At 45.5% G+C, this 19,088-nt stretch carries 17 protein-coding genes; 1 reads left to right on the top strand and 16 read right to left on the bottom strand.

Going from position 1 to position 19,088, the window contains the following annotated elements:
* Window positions 1–51 precede the first annotated feature (51 nt).
* Both rny and recA read right to left on the bottom strand, forming a co-directional pair.
* Window positions 52–1,611 carry a ribonuclease Y gene (rny, locus tag RRU94_RS19270; protein ID WP_251270185.1) on the bottom strand — a complete coding sequence of 520 codons (1,560 nt, stop codon included), beginning with the start codon at window positions 1,609–1,611 and terminating at the stop codon, window positions 52–54.
* 241 nt (window positions 1,612–1,852) lie between these two features.
* The gene (gene recA / locus RRU94_RS19275) at window positions 1,853–2,902 is read right to left on the bottom strand and encodes a recombinase RecA (protein WP_315692471.1); all 1,050 of its coding nucleotides are present in this window, start codon (window positions 2,900–2,902) and stop codon (window positions 1,853–1,855) included.
* Between the two features lie 32 nt (window positions 2,903–2,934).
* Between recA and RRU94_RS19280 the strand changes: the two genes are divergently transcribed.
* The gene (locus tag RRU94_RS19280) at window positions 2,935–3,099 is read left to right on the top strand and encodes a hypothetical protein (RefSeq protein WP_315692472.1); all 165 of its coding nucleotides are present in this window, start codon (window positions 2,935–2,937) and stop codon (window positions 3,097–3,099) included.
* A 215-nt stretch (window positions 3,100–3,314) separates the two neighbouring features.
* Here RRU94_RS19280 and RRU94_RS19285 read toward each other — a convergent pair whose 3' ends face one another.
* The 14 genes from RRU94_RS19285 to RRU94_RS19350 form a co-directional block, all read right to left on the bottom strand.
* A complete protein-coding gene (locus RRU94_RS19285; protein ID WP_315692474.1) occupies window positions 3,315–4,565 on the bottom strand; it encodes a competence/damage-inducible protein A in 1,251 nt (416 codons plus the stop codon).
* 64 nt (window positions 4,566–4,629) lie between these two features.
* Complete coding sequence (gene pgsA / locus RRU94_RS19290; protein ID WP_315692475.1) at window positions 4,630–5,208, bottom strand: CDP-diacylglycerol--glycerol-3-phosphate 3-phosphatidyltransferase; 579 nt, start codon at window positions 5,206–5,208, stop codon at window positions 4,630–4,632.
* Window positions 5,209–5,232: 24 nt separating this feature from the next.
* Window positions 5,233–6,117, bottom strand: coding sequence for a helix-turn-helix domain-containing protein (locus RRU94_RS19295; protein WP_315692476.1), 885 nt, complete (start codon window positions 6,115–6,117; stop codon window positions 5,233–5,235).
* Window positions 6,118–6,135: 18 nt separating this feature from the next.
* Window positions 6,136–6,927 (bottom strand): DUF3388 domain-containing protein, encoded by a 792-nt coding sequence (locus RRU94_RS19300; RefSeq protein WP_242234486.1) that lies wholly within the window; start codon window positions 6,925–6,927, stop codon window positions 6,136–6,138.
* A 138-nt stretch (window positions 6,928–7,065) separates the two neighbouring features.
* The gene (locus RRU94_RS19305; RefSeq protein ID WP_315692478.1) at window positions 7,066–7,311 is read right to left on the bottom strand and encodes a DUF3243 domain-containing protein; all 246 of its coding nucleotides are present in this window, start codon (window positions 7,309–7,311) and stop codon (window positions 7,066–7,068) included.
* Window positions 7,312–7,369: 58 nt separating this feature from the next.
* Window positions 7,370–8,092 carry an elongation factor P 5-aminopentanone reductase gene (gene ymfI / locus RRU94_RS19310; RefSeq protein ID WP_315692479.1) on the bottom strand — a complete coding sequence of 241 codons (723 nt, stop codon included), beginning with the start codon at window positions 8,090–8,092 and terminating at the stop codon, window positions 7,370–7,372.
* On the bottom strand, window positions 8,093–9,391 hold the full coding sequence (gene yfmH / locus RRU94_RS19315) for an EF-P 5-aminopentanol modification-associated protein YfmH (protein WP_315692480.1): 1,299 nt from the start codon (window positions 9,389–9,391) through the stop codon (window positions 8,093–8,095).
* Window positions 9,388–10,665, bottom strand: a complete 1,278-nt coding sequence (gene yfmF, locus RRU94_RS19320) for an EF-P 5-aminopentanol modification-associated protein YfmF (protein ID WP_315692481.1) — start codon at window positions 10,663–10,665, stop codon at window positions 9,388–9,390. Before yfmF ends, yfmH begins: the two co-directional genes overlap by 4 nt.
* 285 nt (window positions 10,666–10,950) lie before the next feature.
* The gene (locus RRU94_RS19325; protein ID WP_315692482.1) at window positions 10,951–11,910 is read right to left on the bottom strand and encodes an ABC transporter permease; all 960 of its coding nucleotides are present in this window, start codon (window positions 11,908–11,910) and stop codon (window positions 10,951–10,953) included.
* Window positions 11,911–12,963 (bottom strand): ABC transporter permease, encoded by a 1,053-nt coding sequence (locus tag RRU94_RS19330; protein ID WP_410492987.1) that lies wholly within the window; start codon window positions 12,961–12,963, stop codon window positions 11,911–11,913.
* The gene (locus RRU94_RS19335) at window positions 12,950–14,476 is read right to left on the bottom strand and encodes an ABC transporter ATP-binding protein (protein ID WP_315692484.1); all 1,527 of its coding nucleotides are present in this window, start codon (window positions 14,474–14,476) and stop codon (window positions 12,950–12,952) included. Before RRU94_RS19335 ends, RRU94_RS19330 begins: the two co-directional genes overlap by 14 nt.
* Before the next feature lie 154 nt (window positions 14,477–14,630).
* Window positions 14,631–15,719, bottom strand: coding sequence for a BMP family lipoprotein (locus RRU94_RS19340; RefSeq protein ID WP_315692485.1), 1,089 nt, complete (start codon window positions 15,717–15,719; stop codon window positions 14,631–14,633).
* A 45-nt stretch (window positions 15,720–15,764) separates the two neighbouring features.
* Window positions 15,765–16,490: a GntR family transcriptional regulator gene (locus RRU94_RS19345; protein WP_242234477.1), complete on the bottom strand. Its 726-nt coding sequence runs from the start codon at window positions 16,488–16,490 to the stop codon at window positions 15,765–15,767.
* A 266-nt stretch (window positions 16,491–16,756) separates the two neighbouring features.
* Window positions 16,757–19,054 (bottom strand): DNA translocase FtsK, encoded by a 2,298-nt coding sequence (locus RRU94_RS19350; RefSeq protein ID WP_315692488.1) that lies wholly within the window; start codon window positions 19,052–19,054, stop codon window positions 16,757–16,759.
* Between the last annotated feature and the right edge of the window lie 34 nt (window positions 19,055–19,088).

A 19,088-nucleotide genomic window follows, 5' to 3' on the forward strand; every position in this document is an offset into this window, starting at 1 on the left:
TTCTTCTTGTTAAAAAAGAAAAGCGGTGTGATTTTCGCACACCGCTTTCACTTATTTTGCGTATTCAACTGCTCTCGTTTCACGAATAACGGTTACTTTAATATGGCCCGGATAATCGAGCTCCCCTTCAATTCGTTTGCGAATATCGCGTGCAAGACGGTGAGCCTGCAAATCATCAATTTGCTCCGGTTTCACCATAATACGTACTTCGCGTCCCGCTTGAATGGCAAATGATTTTTCAACACCATCGTATGATTCTGAAATTTCTTCCAGTTTTTCCAAACGACGGATGTAATTTTCAAGTGTTTCGCTTCGCGCACCCGGTCGTGCGGCAGATAAGGCATCTGCTGCTGCAACAAGAACGGCAATAACAGATGTTGGCTCTGTGTCACCGTGGTGGGAAGCAATGCTGTTGATGACAACAGGATGTTCTTTATACTTTTGACCAAGTTCTACACCGATTTCAACGTGGCTGCCTTCTACTTCATGATCAACTGCTTTACCGATGTCATGAAGCAGGCCTGCTCGGCGGGCAAGTGTTTCATCTTCACCAAGCTCCGCTGCCAGTAAGCCGGAAAGATAAGCCACTTCGATCGAGTGTTTCAGTACGTTTTGCCCATAGCTTGTCCGGTATTTCAAGCGGCCGAGAATTTTGATGAGATCTGGATGCAATCCATGGACGCCGACATCAAATGTGGTTTGTTCGCCAATTTCACGAATATGCTCATCCAATTCACGCCGGGCTTTATCGACCATTTCCTCGATACGCGCCGGATGAATACGTCCATCCTGCACCAATTTCTCCAACGCAATGCGGGCCGTTTCACGGCGAATTGGATCAAAGCCGGAAAGGATGACAGCTTCAGGCGTATCATCGATAATTAAATCGATACCGGTAAGCGTTTCAAGTGTACGGATATTCCGCCCCTCGCGCCCGATAATGCGCCCTTTCATTTCATCATTTGGCAGTGAAACGACGGATACGGTCGTTTCTGCCACATGGTCAGCTGCACAGCGCTGGATGGCAAGGGATAGTACTTCACGTGCTTTTTTATCAGATTCTTCCTTCGCACGTTGTTCATTTTCTTTCACCATGATTGCAATATCGTGGGATAATTCCTGTTCCGTCCGTTCTAAAATGATGGAGCGTGCATCTTCACGTGTCAGAGCGGAAATTCGCTCAAGCTCGGATTGCTGCTTTTTCACCATCTCATCCACTTTGCTGTCCATCTCTTCAATATGTTGTTGTCTTGTGTTTAACGATGCCTCTTTGTTTTCAAGAGTTTCTTCCCGTTTATTCAGGGATTCATCCTTTCGATCAAGGTTTTCTTCTTTTTGAAGGAGGCGGTTTTCTTGTTTTTGCAATTCATTTCGTCTTTCACGGAGTTCATGCTCTGTTTCCGTGCGCAATTTATGAATTTCATCTTTTGCCTCTAAAAGAGCTTCTTTTTTCGACGCTTCCGCTTCCCGCTTTGCATCTTCAACAATCTGGTCAGCAACGCTGCGCGCGCCTGCAATTTTCGATTCGGCAATTGATTTTCTTACAAAATAGCCAACAACGACACCAATGATAAGGCCAAGCAAAATGGAGATGATTGTAATGGGTTCCATCATTTCACCTCCTCTTGCTATAAATAATTGTCATGTGCTTCACATGTTGGCTGCTGTCGCATAAGTTATGAAACAAACAGCACTACATTTCCATTTTCAAGATAAAAAATGTCAAATATACAAGTTTAATTTTATCGGTGTAAAATTTCATTGTCAAGGTTTTCTCCATGAAACCCCTGATTTCGGAAGAGCCTAACAAAAAAGCAGGAAAACGGGCTGACCCGCTCTCCTGCTTTTTCTCTTATTCTTCGTTAAACAACGTATCCGCTCCGTTGTCTTCTTCCGCCGGCGGAAGATCCTGAACATTGTCCAATCCATAACGCTCACGGATTTTCATCATAATCTCGTGACGTACATCTGGATTTTCTTTCAAGAACTGTTTCGCATTTTCACGGCCCTGTCCAAGACGTTCACCATTGTATGAATACCAGGCGCCGCTTTTTTCCACAATATCTTCTTCAGAACCAAGGTCGATGATTTCCCCTTCACGCGAGATGCCTTCTCCGTACATAATATCTACTTCGGCTACGCGGAACGGCGGTGCCACTTTGTTTTTCACGACTTTGATTTTTGTTTTGTTTCCGACAATGTCATTCCCTTGTTTCAACGCTTCTGCACGTCTTACTTCAAGACGAATAGAGCTGTAGAATTTAAGCGCACGTCCACCTGGAGTTGTTTCCGGGTTTCCGAACATAATCCCTACTTTTTCACGGATCTGATTGATAAAGATCGCGATCGTGTTTGATTTATTGATCGCACCTGATAATTTACGAAGCGCCTGCGACATCAAACGTGCCTGCAAGCCGACGTGCGACGCACCCATTTCGCCTTCAATTTCCGCTTTTGGTACAAGTGCAGCTACCGAGTCAACTACGATAATATCAATCGCGCCGCTGCGTACAAGAGCTTCTGCAATTTCAAGTGCCTGCTCACCTGTATCCGGCTGTGATAGAAGAAGCTCATCGATGTTTACGCCAAGTTTCTGTGCATAAACCGGATCAAGCGCATGCTCAGCATCGATAAAAGCAGCTTGTCCGCCTTTTGCCTGTACTTCTGCAATCGCGTGAAGAGCAACCGTTGTTTTACCAGAGCTTTCCGGTCCATAGATTTCGACAACACGCCCGCGAGGATAGCCGCCTACTCCAAGGGCGGAGTCAAGTGCAAGCGATCCACTCGGTGTAGTGGACACACGGCGCTCTGCCTGCTCACCAAGCTTCATAACCGAGCCTTTACCGAATTGTTTTTCAATTTGTTTAAGTGCCATATCTAAGGCAGCCTGACGATCGTTCACTATAAAATTCCTCCTCTAAAATGTGTATCTATATGGGAACAGCTGTTATGCCGGTTGGTGTTTTAACCTGCTTTAACTATACCTTAATTGGCGGTGAATTACAAGCAAAAAACGAACATTTATTCGATTTTTTCACCCTTCCTAAAGTTGGAATATGCTTGTGGAATGAAGAGATAGAATTGAGTAAAAAGCTATGAAGAAAAAGAAGATCAGTTGAAGATTTTTATTTGCTTCAACCGGGTTACTGCTTTCTTATTATACCACGAAACCTATTAAAAAAGCCCGCCGGAACTACCGGCGGACCTGCATTTATGAAGAATTTTTTTGTCTATAAAACTGCCGTGCCAAGTCGGCTTTCCGGTCTTCTGCCAGCCAGGAATCACAACGCTCGGTTCTTCGAAAAACGCCCTTTTCAGCCCTGCTCGGCTTCATCAAGCAAAGCAAGCAAATAGTGGCAGCCATATTTGACTGTACGCTTGCGGATGCCGGCCCGGCTTCCAGCCATTTTCAGCGGATGAACAATGGTCTGCCGCCCTGCAAACGCAATCGCCAGGAAGACCGTGCCCGGCTCGTGCCCTTCTAATGGGTCCGGCCCCGCTGCTCCTGTGAAAGAAATGCCGATGTCAGCGCCGCACAGCTCACGAACGTTTTCAGCCAATTCTTTTGCACATTCTGCGCTGACTGCCCCATGAGCCGCTAACGTTTCACTTTTTACCCCCAGCACCTTATTTTTCACTTCGTTTGTGTAACAAACGATGCCGCCTTTTACAACAGCGCTTGTACCAGGGATTGCTGTAAGTTCACCCGAAAACAAGCCGCCGGTTAAGCTTTCTGCAGCAGCAACCGTCACTTGCTTTTCTTTTAATTTCGCCGCCAGTTCAGCCGCGATCGTCGTTTCTCCATAGCCATAGAAAAAAGCACCGACTCGCTTTAAAATGTCGTCTTCTGCCTGTTGAATCAAACGTTCTGCTTCTGCTAACGATTCATGCTTGGCCGTAATTCGCAAAATAACTTCTCCGTCTCCTGCGAGCGGAGCAATCGTCGGATTGGTCTGCTTTACTAAAATATCATCAATTTCCGTTTCAAGGGCTGATTCGCCAATGCCGAAAAACCGCAGTACGCGCGACTCAATGCGCTCTACTTTTTCCATTGTCTTTAAAATTTCAGCGCGGCCGTAGTTCGTAAACATCGGCTGCATTTCACGCGGCGGACCCGGAAGAAGCATATAATATGTGTCGCCTGTTTTTGCAAACATTCCCGGAGCCATGCCGTTATCGTTTGGAAGCACAATGCTGCCTTCAATCACGAGCGCTTGTTTTTTATTGTTTTCCGTCATGATACGGCCGGTTTTTTGAAAGTACGCCTCGATACTTTCAAGCGCTTCTTCGTTGTATTCGAGCGTCTTACCAATTAAACGGGCAATGGTTTCTTTTGTTAAGTCGTCTTTTGTCGGACCGAGGCCGCCTGAAAACACGATTAAATCCGCCCGTTTTTGTGCAAGCTGAACGGCGTCCACTAAACGCTGCTCATTATCGCCGACGACCGTATGATAATAAACGTTTACGCCGATTTCCGCCAGATGCTGAGACAGGAAGCGGGCATTGGTATTGGTAATCTGGCCAAGCAATAATTCAGATCCTACTGCGATAATTTCTGCATTCATTTTATGTATACACTCCTTTTTAGTAAGCGAAAGGCACCGTGGAGAATCCAGGGTGCCTCTTTGCTCATTTCGAGTCTTTAAAAACATCTTTGTTTAACTTAAAGTAATCCCAGCCGGACCAAAGCGTGAAGAACAGGGCCACCCACAGCATAATATCGCCAAATGGAAAGCCTATACTTTCAAATGGCGCATTATGCAGCAGCAAAACGGCAATGGCCACAATCTGCGTCCACGTTTTAATCTTCCCAAGCGTATTCGCTGCCACCACTTCGCCGGTTTCCGCCAGAATGAGGCGAAGCCCTGTTACCGCAAACTCACGGCAAATAATAGCGATGACAATCCACGCAGGTGCGAGCTGCAGTTCCACAAGCAAAATAAGCGCTGCTGATACAAGCAGTTTGTCTGCCAATGGATCCAGAAACTTGCCGAAATTCGTTACCAGGTTGTACTTTCTTGCAATGTAGCCGTCAATCCAATCTGTCGTTGAAGCAATGATAAAAAGAATTGCTCCGACAAAATGCTCGACCGGCATATTCGTTCCCAAAACCCGTATTGTTCCCCATCCAAAATCAACCGACATAATTAAGATAAAGAATGGAATCATTAAAATACGTGAAATGGTAATTTTATTAGGTAAATTCAAAACTGTTCCCTCCAGAAACGACCGTTATTGTGCTTTCGGGCGAATGATAATATCCTGCAGCACCTGGCTGTCTGCCGGCAGTTTGTATGCAAGCGCCTGTCCATTCACCGTAATAACGGTATCCGGGGCAAAGCCGACTTTAATCTTCGCTTCTTTTTGACCGGTCATATTATGTGTTTGCGTTTGTCCTTTTGCAAGCATGCCGCTGAAATAGCTTTTGCCGCTTCCGTCCGTAATTTCGATCCATGTTTCTCCTTTGGAAGCAACAGCAATTTCTAGCTTGTCCGCTCCGGAAAGCTCATAAACCGTCTGGCGTCCACTTGTAGATACGGCTGAAAGTGTTTGAGCCGGTGCAGCTGGTTTAGCCGGTTCTGCTTTTTCTTCCTCAGCTGGTTTTTCCTCAGTTGCCGGTGTTTCTTCCACAGCCGGCTTCTCTGTTTGCGGCTCTTCTACTTGTACCTCTTCCTCTACAGCCGGATCACTTTCTGAACCGCTTTTTGGAATAAGCACATAAACGAGTGCAATCGCGCCAATGATAAACGCCCCTACTAAAATCTTTGGCAGATAATCAAGCCATTTAGAAGATTCCCGAACGGGCTTTGATGCATCAACGCGTGTTTTTTGCTCAGACAAAGCGGCGCCCGTTGGACGAAGCGGCACTTCATCTTCGCTAGAAGACGGCACCTCGCTTTTAAATTCTTCAAATAGTTGTTCTGCATTTAAACCGACCGCTTCCGCATATTGCTTAATAAATGCCCGGACATAAAACTTGCCCGGCATAATGTCGTATGTGCCTTCTTCAATACCTTCAAGATACCGTTTTTGAATTTTTGTGGTTTCCTGAACATCAGAAAGTGACATTCCTTTTGCTTCGCGCGCTTCCTTCAATCTTCTCCCTAATTCTGTCACCCATAACACCTTCCAATATTAAAAGTTAAACCCACCGAACTCCGAGTCCTGAAATAGGTTATTTTTTTCGACTGCCTCATATGTAATCTCTTCGTCCGGTTCATTGCGCAGCTCGATAATATAGTCAAAATCGTCGATTGAGTAGTGACTGTTTTCTGCAAATACATCCGGGTGCTCTACCACTTTTACAGCCGGAAGCTGCATCACTTCCCGAATAAGCTGCCAATGCTTTTCACCGGCACGTTTGGCTGAGATCACTCCATCAAGAATAAAGATATTCTTTGGGCTGTATTCATCACGAAGCAGTTGTTCACGAACGGTCTGTTTAATCATGGTGGACGACATGAACAGCCATTTTTTGTTCGCACATACACTAGCCGCGACGATAGATTCCGTTTTCCCCACTCTTGGCATGCCACGAATACCAATTAATCGATGGCCATCCATTTTGTACAATTCTGCCATAAAATCAACCAGAAGTCCAAGCTCACTTCGTACAAAGCGAAAAGTTTTCCGATCATCCGCATCACGTTCAATATAACGGCCGTGGCGCACCGCCATTCGATCTCGCAGCTTCGGCTCCCTCAGTTTCACAATCTCAATCGTGTCCATTGTGCGCAAAATAGATTCAAGACGCTTGATTTGGTCTTCACTTTCCGCACGCATTAATAAACCGCGGTTTTGATCATCCACACCATTAATCGTTACAATATTAATCGACAGCATGCCCAGCAGGGAAGAAATATCCCCGAGCAGGCCGGGACGGTTTTTTTTAATTTTGTATTCAAGGTAATATTCTTTTTTTACCATCATATTCCTCCAGCACGGCTTGTATAGTGCAGCCATGGATCCTTTTACTATAATAAAGGATATTATGTATTTTTAAAAGCACAAGTCAAAAGAAAACCCTTTCCAGCTTCAGACAGCTGGAAAGGGTTCGCTTTTGTATTATTTTTGAACGAGTTTCATCATGCATGACGCCAGGACTTTTTGCTCAGATTCATCAGCAACAGACCATAAATCGGCTAACACACGCTCTTGCTCATTTTTTGGTTCTACATTTGCTTGCAAGTAGTCACCGATCTCATATGCCAATTTGTTAATTGCTTCTTCCGGCATACCACGGTGCAGAGCATTATCCATACGGTTACCTAGAAATTTTTTCCATTCCTGCCAATTATCGAGTACAGACATGTTGAGCATCCTCCTTTTCAAGTAAGAATCCTCTTTAGTGTGTACCCGGCGCACGAATTTATGCGTACCATCCACCATTTACCGACAGCGTGTGGCCGGTAATGTAACCGGCTTCGCTGGAAGATAAAAAGGAAGCCGCCGAAGCAATTTCATCGGGAAGAGCAAAACGACCAAGCGGGATATCTGAAGCGATTTCCTCTTTTTCCTCCTGGGAAAATTCGCTGTTCATCGGTGTGTCTACTGCACCAGGTGCAATCGCATTTACACGAATTCGGGACGGACCTAGCTCTTTCGACAGCGCTTTGGCAAAAGCAATCTGAGCGCCTTTTACAGCAGAATAAACGGATTCACACGAAGCACCCGTTTCACCCCAGACCGACGAAATAAACGTGATGGAAGCCGGCGCTTTCCGAAGCAAAGCCGGCAGCAGCTCTCTCGATAAAATCATCGGCGCTTTTACATGAACAAGCCACAGCCGTTCCATTTCTTCATCTGAGACATCCTGGAGCAGGCTGTACTGGCTCATGCCAGCGGCAAAAATGAGCGCTTCAGCTGACTGAGATGCTTCTGCCAGGCGCTGGACCTCCTGCCGGTTTGTTAAATCCGCTTGAACCGTCAAAGCTTCTCTGCCCATTTTTTGAATGGTTTGTGCCGCCCCGCGCACCGATTCTTCGTTGCGGCTGTAGTGAAGAATGGTATCCCAGCCTGAGGCGGCCATTTTCAAAGCAATGGCACGGCCGATGCCGCCGGATGCCCCGGTAATTAACACTGTTTTTTCCATTTATGCCGTCTCTTTTGGCAGTACAAAGCAGGAAGAAAAACGTTCAGCTTGAATCATTTCTTTTGCAAAAGCAGTCACATCCTGAAGGGTCATTTCTTCTAATACCGGTACTGTATCAAATAAATTCAGTTCATTGAACTGATAGCGCGTAAATTGGTTGGCAATGTATTCAGGAGAGTTAAACGCGCGGAGGGTAGCTCCGATTTTCTTTTTGCGGGCACGCTCAAACGCTTCGTCTGTTAAATGACCGCCTTCTTTTGCTTCTAACAGCTGTGTTTGAATGCGCTCAGCCAGCGTATTCGGATCATTGGAATCCCCGCCGACAAGCGCGAAGCTGAATCCTCGTTCTGCTGTGTAGTCAAAGCCGAACGTGTCGTCAATCAAGCCAGATTCGTACGCTTTTTCATAAAACTCGGCTGTTCTGCCAAACAGCATTTCAAGCAAAAGGCTTGCCGCCAGTTCTTCCCGCAGCTTATCCTTGCCTGTGCGGTCTGAGGCGGGCATTTTAAAGCCTACTTCGCATTTTGGCGTATTCACACTCATGCGGATCTCTTTATGCTCAAGACCTGCTTTTTCAGCCTCTTCAGGGAACCGCCGCTCAACTGGAACGGGCTCCGGAAAAGACTTTTTCGATTGGTTTTCTTTCACGAAAGCCATCATTTCATCAGCATCCACCGGTCCAACAATAAACAGCGACATGTTGACTGGATGATAAAACGTGTTGTAGCACGTGTAAAGGTGGTCTTTGGTAATATCGGCAATGGATTCGACCGTGCCGGCAATATCAATTTTTACGGGATGGTCTTTATATAAATTTTCAATTAAGCCAAAATATACGCGCCAGTCCGGATTATCATCATACATCCGGATTTCCTGGCCGATGATGCCTTTTTCTTTCTCGACCGTTTGTTCTGTAAAATAAGGATCTTGAACAAAATCAATCAATGTTTCTGTGTTTTCTTTTATGTTGGATGTGGCTGAAAACAAATAAGCCGTCCGCGTAAAAGAAGTAAAGGCATTTGCTGATGCCCCCTGGCTGCTGAATTTTTGAAATACATCGCCGTCTGCTTTTTCAAACATTTTGTGTTCAAGAAAATGGGCAATGCCGTCTGGCACATGAATAAATTCTGTTTCTCCATTTGGGATAAAGTCATTATCGATCGATCCGTAGTTTGTTGTAAAGGTTACGTACGTTTTATTAAACCCTTTTTTCGGAAGGATATACACATTAAGCCCATTGTCGAGCTGTTCATGATAAACCGTTTCATTCATTTGGTCAAAAACTGTTTTCTCCATCACTCTTCCTCCTTGCCTGACAAAAAGTACACCGTATCAATCGTAATGGTTTGGGCGGCCGCTGCTGCCTGTTCTTTTGTCACAGCATCAATCTCTTCCAGCCACTGATTGATTGGGCGCTTTGTCCCCGATGCGAGGTTATGGTAAAGCACTTCTACCAAGCCACGCGCTGTATCGGCTGATTCCTGCAGCTGGTTTTTCAAGAGTGCCTTTGTTTGATTCATTTCCAGATCGGAAATATGGCCTTTTTTCATTTCTTCCAGCTGTTCTTTCATGATGCGGACTGTTTTTTCATAATTTTTTTGATCAATACCCGCAAGCATCGCCACAAAGCCTTTATGACTGTCGAGACGGCTTGCCGCGTAATACGCAAGACTTTCTTTTTCACGCACATTCATAAACAATTTCGAGTGGGAAAAAGCACCAAATATGCCATTCGCGACCTGCATGGCGACAAATTGCGGATCTCCATACGTAATGGTTGTACGGCAGCCGATGTTCAGCTTGCCTTGATTGATATCCTGCTTTTCATGAATTTCGCGTCCTTCCTGAGTGACCGCGCCCGGCTCTGTTTGGACAGGTGCTGCAGTCCGATTTTGGAACGGAAGATGCGACTCGATTTTGGCAGCTACTTCTTCTGCTTTCACATCACCAATCACGAAAATATCAATGATATCTTCTGCAAGCGCTTTTTGGTAATACGTATATAGTGATGTTGCATCAATCGAACCCACTTTTTCCAATAAGCCGCCGGCTGGCAATGCATACGGATCATCTCCGTACATTTCTTCCACAAGCTTAAGTGAAGCATAACGGGTTTTATCATCATAAATGGACCGGATCCGCTGCTCCAGGCTCCGTTTTTCCTGCTGAACGACTTTGTCCGGGAAAACCCCTTCTTTTAAATGGGGACGAAACAGTACGTCGGCCAAAAGTGTAAGCGCCCGGTCGAACAAACCATTCTCGCCGTGTAGATACTTTTCATTGGCTGCTTCCATTGTAAAGGTAAGCACATGCTCGTTTCCTTTTTTTGCGGAATCTGAAAAAAACAATGCACCGTATAGTTCATCCAGCTCTGTGCGAAAAGCAGCTGCTGACGGCGCATTTTCGGTGCCGGACTGCAAAACATGCGGCAAAAGTGCACGCATCGTCACGGTCTCTTTCTGGAGAGGCGCCCTCATTTTAATAATAATCGTATTTGTTTTAAATTTTTCCGTTTCAATCGTGTGAATATTATATCCTGGTTTAGCAAATGTCTGTTCACGTGTCGTTTCCATCGAATTCCTCCTCTGCATCCAGTTGCTGAATACCTTTTACTAGTATATCTTCACTATCTTCCTATAGGAAATATAATGTCTTAAAGGAAACAAAAACCTTATATATAATGAAGAATTTGGGCAGGATATACCTGTCAACATGTACGAACTTTAAAAACAGTATGAGAAAAAGCAGGCGTTTTTAATCACCTTTTCTCCTTCTGTTTTAAAGAATGATGTAAAAGGTAAACAAAAGGCTATGACCTAAAGCAAAAAAAAGAATCCCGCATATAGCGGAACTCTTTTTTATCTGCTTCCTTTAACATACGGTGTACCGGATGCTTTCGGTGCGTCAGCACGTCCGATAAAGCCGGCCAATGCTAAAATGGTCAGCACATATGGAGCAATCAGCAGGTAGACGTCTGGAACGTCCTGCAAAAACGGAATGTTCGAGCTGACAATACTGAGGCTTTGGGCAAAGCCAAAGAAAATAGCTGCTCCCATCGCGCCAAGTGGATGCCACTTTCCAAAGATCATGGCTGCAAGTGCCATAAAGCCCTGGCCGGTAATGGTAGCGTGGCTGAAATCCAGTGAAATAGACTGGGCATACACCGCGCCACCAAGACCGCCGAGAAGTCCCGAAATAAACACGGCGATATAGCGTGTTTTGGCCACATTTACGCCCATTGTGTCAGCCGCCATCGGATGCTCCCCAACAGAGCGGAGACGCAGGCCAAACGGTGTTTTGTACAGCACAAACCAGGAAATAATGGCGATCGCAAAAGCTAATATAGTTGGTCTTGCAATGTCGCTAAAGAAAATATCACCAATGACAGGGATATCACTTAAAAAAGGAATATCTTTTTTAATAAAATTCATTTTGATCATGTCTGTCTGGCCTTTGTCATACAGCAGTTTCACAAGAAACAGGGACAGGCCGAGCGCGAGGAAGTTAATGGCGACCCCGCTGACAACTTGATCGGCCCGGAACGTAATAGACGCCAAACCATGAAGCAGCGACAGTAATCCTCCGGCAAGCATGGCCGCCAGAAGCGCAACCCAAGGTGTTGCACTGCCAAATGTATCAGCAAATGTTAAGTTAAAAACAATTGCTGTAAATGCGCCGATAATCATCAGTCCCTCCAGGCCGATGTTTACAACGCCGGATTTTTCCGAAAATACGCCGCCAAGTGCCGTGAAAATAAGCGGTGTAGCTGCGAACAAGGACGAAGAAACGATTAACGCAATGATCGTTAACGCATCCATTTATTTCGCCTCCTTCTTTTTAAAGCGGCCTAGAAGCCAGGTAATCATATAGCTTGATGCTACAAAGAAAATAATCAGCGCAATGACAATTTCAACGAGCTCATTCGGCACGCCTGATTCGATTGGCATATTCAATGAGCCTACTTTTAATGCACCGAACAAAAGAGCCGCCAGCACAACGCCGATCGCTGTATTTCCTCCCAAAAGCGCAACGGCGATACCGTCAAAACCGATACCGGAAAATCCGGAGTTAATAAACATATTGCCAAATGTACCAAGCCCCTGCATGGAGCCGCCAATACCGGCAAATGCGCCTGAAATGACCATGGACAAAATAATGTTCCGGTTTACACTCATACCGGCATATTCAGAGGCATGCTGGTTGTAACCAACTGCACGCAGCTCATAGCCAAGCGTTGTTTTTTCCAGCATAAACCACATCACAATGGCAGCCACAACTGCTAAATAAATTCCGTTATGAAGTGATGAAAAATCTGTTATACTTTGCAGAAACTCCGATTGAAGGCTGGCTGTTTCATGCACAGGATCTGTTGCATCCGCACCGTCGCTGATTACGTCACGGATAAGGTAGTTTGTTACGTGAAGCGCTGTGTAGTTCATCATAATGGTTACAATAACTTCATGTACACGCAGGCGCGCTTTTAGGAAGCCGGGAATAAAGCCCCAGGCCGCTCCTGCAGCCGCCCCCGCCAAAATAGCGAGCGGCAGATGAATGAATTTAGGAAGCTCAAATGCCAGACCAACCCACACCGAAGCAAGCCATCCGACAAGAAGCTGTCCTTCTACCCCGATATTAAATAAACCTGTTCGGAAAGCGAATGCAACGGCAAGACCTGCAAATACATATGGCGTCATTTGGCGCAATGTTTCACCTGTATAAAACGAATCACCGAATGCCCCGTTCCATAAGGCGGCATACCCCGCTGCTGGATCGTTTCCACTGACCAGCATAATAATGGCCCCCGCAAGCAGGCCGAGCAGAACGGAAATAACCGGAACTGCCAATACAGTCCAATTTTTAGACACGCTCATCCGCTCCCTTCTTTGATCCGGCCATCAGGAGGCCGAGTTCCTGTTCTGTTGTTGTTTTCGGATCCACGTTGGCGACAATCTGCCCTTCATAAATAACCGCGATCCGGTCTGATACATTCATAATTTCATCAAGCTCAAATGAAAGAAGCAAAACTGCTTTTCCATTGTCACGCTGTTCGATAAGACGGCGGTGAATAAATTCAATTGCTCCGACGTCAAGTCCGCGTGTCGGCTGGGCGGCAATTAAAAGGTCGGGATTACGATCCACTTCCCGGCCGATAATGGCTTTTTGCTGGTTCCCGCCTGAAAGAGCCCGTGCCAGCGTTGTCTCAGACGGCGTCCGCACGTCAAATTCCTTGATCAGCGTGGTTGCTTTTTTGTACACTTCTTTATAATTCATAATTCCCGCTTTTGAATACGGCTTTTGATAATACGTTTGAAGGACGATGTTCGTGCCAATCGGGTAGTCAAGCACTAACCCATGCTTGTGCCGATCCTGCGGAATATGCCCAACACCGGCTTCGGTTACCTTCCGCGGCTTAAAGCCTGTAATATCTTTGCCATTCAGCTGAATAGAGCCCTCAGCTGCTTTTCGAAGTCCTGTAATGGCTTCGATTAATTCTGTTTGGCCGTTGCCGTCTACACCGCAAATACCGACAATTTCACCGGCCCGCACATCGAGGTTTAAATTGCGCACCGCTGGGACACCGCGTGAATCGTTTACCGAAAGTCCACGTACCTCGAGCACATTATGAGCTGGAGCGGCTTCCGTCTTCTCAGTCGTAAAGGTGACATCGCGGCCCACCATTAAGCTCGCTAAATGATTCGGATTTGTTTCCGATACGTCTACCGTGCCAATTCCTTTTCCTTTTCGAATAACCGTTACCCGGTCACATACTTCCATAATTTCTTTTAATTTGTGCGTAATGAGAATAATTGATTTTCCTTCTTTAATGAGCGCACGCATAATTCCAATCAATTCTTTGATTTCCTGCGGCGTCAAGACGGCGGTTGGTTCATCAAAAATTAAGATTTCCGCACCGCGGTATAGTGTTTTTAAGATTTCGACACGTTGCTGCATACCCACTGAAATATCCGCAATTTTCGCTGTCGGATCAACCGAAAGACCATACTGCTCTGACAATTCCCGCACCTTTTGTTCAGCTTTTTTCATATTTACCGTTCCGAATTTCTTCGGCTCATTGCCCAGCACAATATTTTCCGTTACAGTGAACGTGTCCACCAGCATAAAATGCTGATGCACCATGCCAATGCCTAAATCGTTCGCTTTATTCGGATCAGTGATGTGAACGTCCTGTCCATTTACCCGAATGCGTCCTGCTTCTGGCTGATAAAGACCGAAAAGTACATTCATTAAGGTCGATTTTCCCGCTCCATTTTCACCGAGAAGAGCATGAATTTCTCCTTTGGCGAGCTGCAACGTAATATTATCGTTCGCCACGAATCCGTTAAATTCTTTTCGAATGCCAAGCATTTCGATTACATAATCCATCTTTCTCACTCTCCTTTTTAAAACGCTTATAATCCAGTAGGATGTCTGACCTTATGAGCAAAATTTTTTAAAAATCAAGGCAGTATAGCTTGTCTATACTCCCGTCATCTTTAAAAAGGGATGCCGGCGTTCAGTCCGGCATCCGCTAAACGGATTATTTTCCGCTTGGTTTTGTTGGCACTTCAACTTCACCATTTTTAATTTTATCTGTCCATTCCTTTACAGCAGCTTTTGATTCTTCTGTTAAGTTATCCTGTGTTGGCGCAATGCTTACACCGTTTGCCTCAAGACCATACTCAATCACTTCGCCGCCCGGGAATTCACCGTTTTGGGCTTTTGTTGCCACGTCTTGAACAGCAAGGTCTACACGCTTAACCATAGAAGTCAGCGTTACATTCATTTCCTTGCCGCCTGCTGTTACTTTTCCTTCTTCTGCCTGGTCGCGGTCAACACCGATGACCCAGATTTCTTTGCTTGGATCTTTTTGTTTTAAGCTTTTCGCTTCTGAAAATACGCCGTTTCCTGTGCCGCCTGCTGCGTGGTAAATGATATCAGCACCGGAAGAGTACATAGCAGATGCCATTTGCTGGCCTTTATCCGCTTTATCAAATGCACCGGCATATTCAATAACAACGTCCGCGTCTGGATTTACAGCTTTGACACCGGCTTCAAAACCGCCGGCAAATTTGTCGATCAGTTCACTTTCAACTCCGCCAATAAATCCGACTTTGTCTGTTTTTGTTTGAAGGCCTGCTACTACCCCAACAAGGAATGAACCTTCATTTTCTTTGAAGGTAATGCTTGTCACGTTATCTAAACCTTCTACCACATCATCCACAATCGCAAACTGGCTGTTTTTCCGCTGTTTTGCCACTTCTTCAATGGCTGGTTTTAACTTATAACCAATACCATACGTTAAATCAAAGCCATTTCGAACTGCAGTATTCAAGTTTGTTTTGTAATCGGCATCGCTTTTTGATTGAATGTAATCAAAACCATCCGTACCTTTTTCAAGATTGTTTTCTTTACCGAATGCCTGAAGCCCTTCCCAGGCAGATTGGTTAAAGGATTTATCGTCAACACCGCCGACATCTGTTACCATCCCAACCGTAAACTTATCGGATTCTCCTCCGTCGTTGCCGCCGCCATTATTATCAGCTTCTTCACCGCCGCCGCATGCACCTAAAATTGTGCCGGCTGCTAAAACCATGGACATTGCAAAACCAAAATTACGTTTTTTCATTCTTTTATGCCCCCTCTAGTAATTTAATTAACGTGGATGCCTGGATTACATACGTCTACGCAGAACATGAAAACTGAACTTGTCCGCCCGAAAATAATTCACCGAGTACAAAACCGGCACATCATTCTCCGTATAATGAAGCTGCTTTAGGGCAAGCAGTGCGGTTTCAGGCTCACAATCCAGAATCGGTGATACTTTTTCATGCCAGCCATATGGTTCAATGTTGGCTACAGCATGCGAAACAGGATGTGCAGCATGCTCGTCAAATAAGGTAAACAAGGATTCTTGTCCTGCGTCAAATTGCCCCGGAAACAGTACTTTCGGTATTTTATCAATACAATAAACAACCGGTACTCCGTTGGCAGTCCGCACGCGCTCAATCACCATTAATTCCGCATCCGGCTCACATGCCAGCCTGCGCGCATCCTCCTCAGTTGCCTGCATCACTGCAGACGAGAGAAAAATGGTACTCGGTTCCATGCCAGCATTTACAATCATATCCGTCACGCTGATCAACTGCTCAATGCCGGATGTGAATAATGGCTTGGAATGAACAAATGTGCCTACTCCATGACGCCGGATAATCACATTTTCCTCCTCGAGTATGCGCAGCGCTTCCCGAAGAGTAGCTCTGCTGACGCCAAGCTGTTTGGCCAGCTCAAATTCTGAAGGAAGCTTTTCTTTTTCTTTATAGATCCCTTCTTCAATATCTTTTTTCAGCCGGTCAATTACCTGAAGGTATAAATGCCGGTTGTCCTGTTTAATGGACACAGAATCGTCACCACCTTTTCATTTCATTCGCACGAGACATCAGACCTCTGAGGTTTAACATTTACGCTAATTTCATTTAACATATCATTTTTTTTGATAATTGAAAAGATACTATTTAATAGTGAAAAGAAAGAATTTCTTAAACATTCTCTTGTTTGTATCATTATACAAGTAAAGTAATAACAACAAGGAAATCGCCTACATAGTTATGTATACTTTAATAAAAAATTTTTTTAAAAAAAGAACAGCCATTCGGCTGTTCTTTTTTACATATGCTCTTCAGACGGCTTTGGAACGAGTACTGTTCTCGGTTTGCTTCCTTCATACGGGCCAATAACGCCTCTCATTTCCATTTCGTCAATTAAACGCGCTGCCCGGCTGTAGCCGATTCGAAAGCGGCGCTGCAGCATAGATACCGAAGCAGTCTGCATTTCAGCAATCAGCTGCACTGCGTCATCATACAGCTCATCCTCCGACTGGCCGGCTGTTTCCGGCACATCTTCTGGAATCATTTCTTCCTGGTATTGCGCTTTTTGCTGGGCAATCACAAAATCTACGATATCTTCTACCTCTTCATCTGACAAAAAGGCACCCTGGACCCGAATCGGCTTTACCGCTCCAGACGGGTAAAAAAGCATATCCCCGCGTCCGAGAAGTTTTTCGGCACCGCCCATATCTAAAATGGTGCGGGAATCGGTTGCCGAGGAAACAGAGAAAGCGATGCGCGATGGGATATTCGCTTTAATAACACCGGTAATAACATCTACAGATGGACGCTGCGTGGCAATAATTAAATGAATGCCGGCTGCCCGGGCCATTTGAGCAAGCCTTGTAATCGAATCTTCTACATCGCTTGAAGCAACCATCATTAAGTCAGCCAGCTCGTCTACAATCACGACAATATACGGCAAATGAGGCTGCTTCTCGCCCGTTTCGTTATTGTGCTTGGTCACATAGCCATTATAGCCTTCGATATTTCGCGTGCCTGTGTGTGAAAACAAATCGTACCGGCGTTCCATTTCCCCCACTACTTTTTTCAACGCTTGTGAAGCTTTTTTCGCGTCTGTTACAACAGGGGCGAGCAAATGCGGAATACCATTGTATACATTGAGCTCCACCATTTTCGGATCAATCATCATCATCTTCACTTCGTGCGGCTTAGCACGCATTAAAATACTGGTGATGATGCCGTTAATGCAGACACTTTTTCCGCTTCCTGTTGCCCCGGCAACAAGCAAGTGCGGCATTTTATTCAGTTCAGCTGCAATGGCTTCACCGGTAATATCACGCCCGAGTGCTGCTAGAAGTTTTGAATCCTTTTTTTCATTCTGCTTTGCTTCAATCACTTCACGAAAGCTGACCATTGCCACTTCAGCATTCGGCACTTCAATTCCTATAGCGGATTTTCCTGGAATTGGTGCTTCCATCCGAATATCTTTTGCTGCAAGCGCCAGCGCCAAATCATCCGTCAAGCCGACAATTTTGCTTACCTTTACGCCGGTATCCGGCTGTACTTCATACTTGGTAACAGCCGGACCAAGATGGATCTGAGTCACTTTCGCTTTAACACCAAAGCTTTGGAACGTTTTTTCGAGTTTTTGAGCATTTTTTTGAATATGTTTTTTTTCATTGCTTTGATCTGCCTGCTGCGGCTTTTGGAGAAGAGAAGCCGGCGGCAGCTTGTAATCTTTGTTTTCTGATTCTGTAAACGATAGAACCGCTGGCTCTGCTTCCTGCGGTGCTTCCGGTTCATGTTTCTTCTGCTGCGTAACCGGTTCTTCTGTATAAGCTTTTTCAGCAAAGCTTGAAATAAGTGGTGCGGCCTCTGACATAACAGGGTCTTCTTTGCTTTCTACTTCAGGTAGAGCTTCTTTTACCGCTGCTCTCGGCTTGTCCTTCTCAGCCTGCTCCTGCTCCTGCTCCTTCCATTCCCTTCGCTCTGCCCACTGTTCCCTCGCTTGATGCCAGGAATCGTTCAGCTTTTCGCCCGCAAGAGCGGCGCCATGTACCAATTTTTCAACAAGCGGCTTGCCGCCTACTAACACAATCCCTGCGAAAAATAAAGCCAGTCCAAAAATCCATGTGCCCGGCCGGCCAAATAGAAAGAAAAAAAGATGAAATAAGGCTCCGCCAATCATTCCGCCGCCGATATCCATCGTTCCGACACCTGACACGCTTTGTTTGTATAAATACCACGTTTCAGCTGTGTAATTCACACCTTCTGCCGGGTTTTCAAACAGGCGAATATGCAGAAATACAAGCACACTGGAAACTATCAGCAGGCTGCCCGTAATTTTACGTTCCCAAACCGGCGGCCGTTTTCGCCTTACAATCATATAAAGTGCCATACCGCATAGACCGATCAATCCGAGCGCATACAGCGTGCCAAAGAAAAAAGCGGCCGCTCCTTTAATAACAGCTCCAGCGACTCCGGTGCCAAGCAGACCTACAGCGCAAAGGACAAAGATAAGAGCGCCGGCTCCCTGGATCTTCAATGATTCTATTTGCTTTTTTTCTTTATTGGTCCGGCGCCGGACCGGTTTTTTTCGTTTTTTTTGTGCCATGTCGTCACCCTACTTTTCATGATCTTTAAACAGT

Origin of the sequence: Domibacillus sp. DTU_2020_1001157_1_SI_ALB_TIR_016, assembly GCF_032341995.1 — a bacterium.
GTDB classification, from domain to species: domain Bacteria; phylum Bacillota; class Bacilli; order Bacillales; family Domibacillaceae; genus Domibacillus; species Domibacillus indicus_A.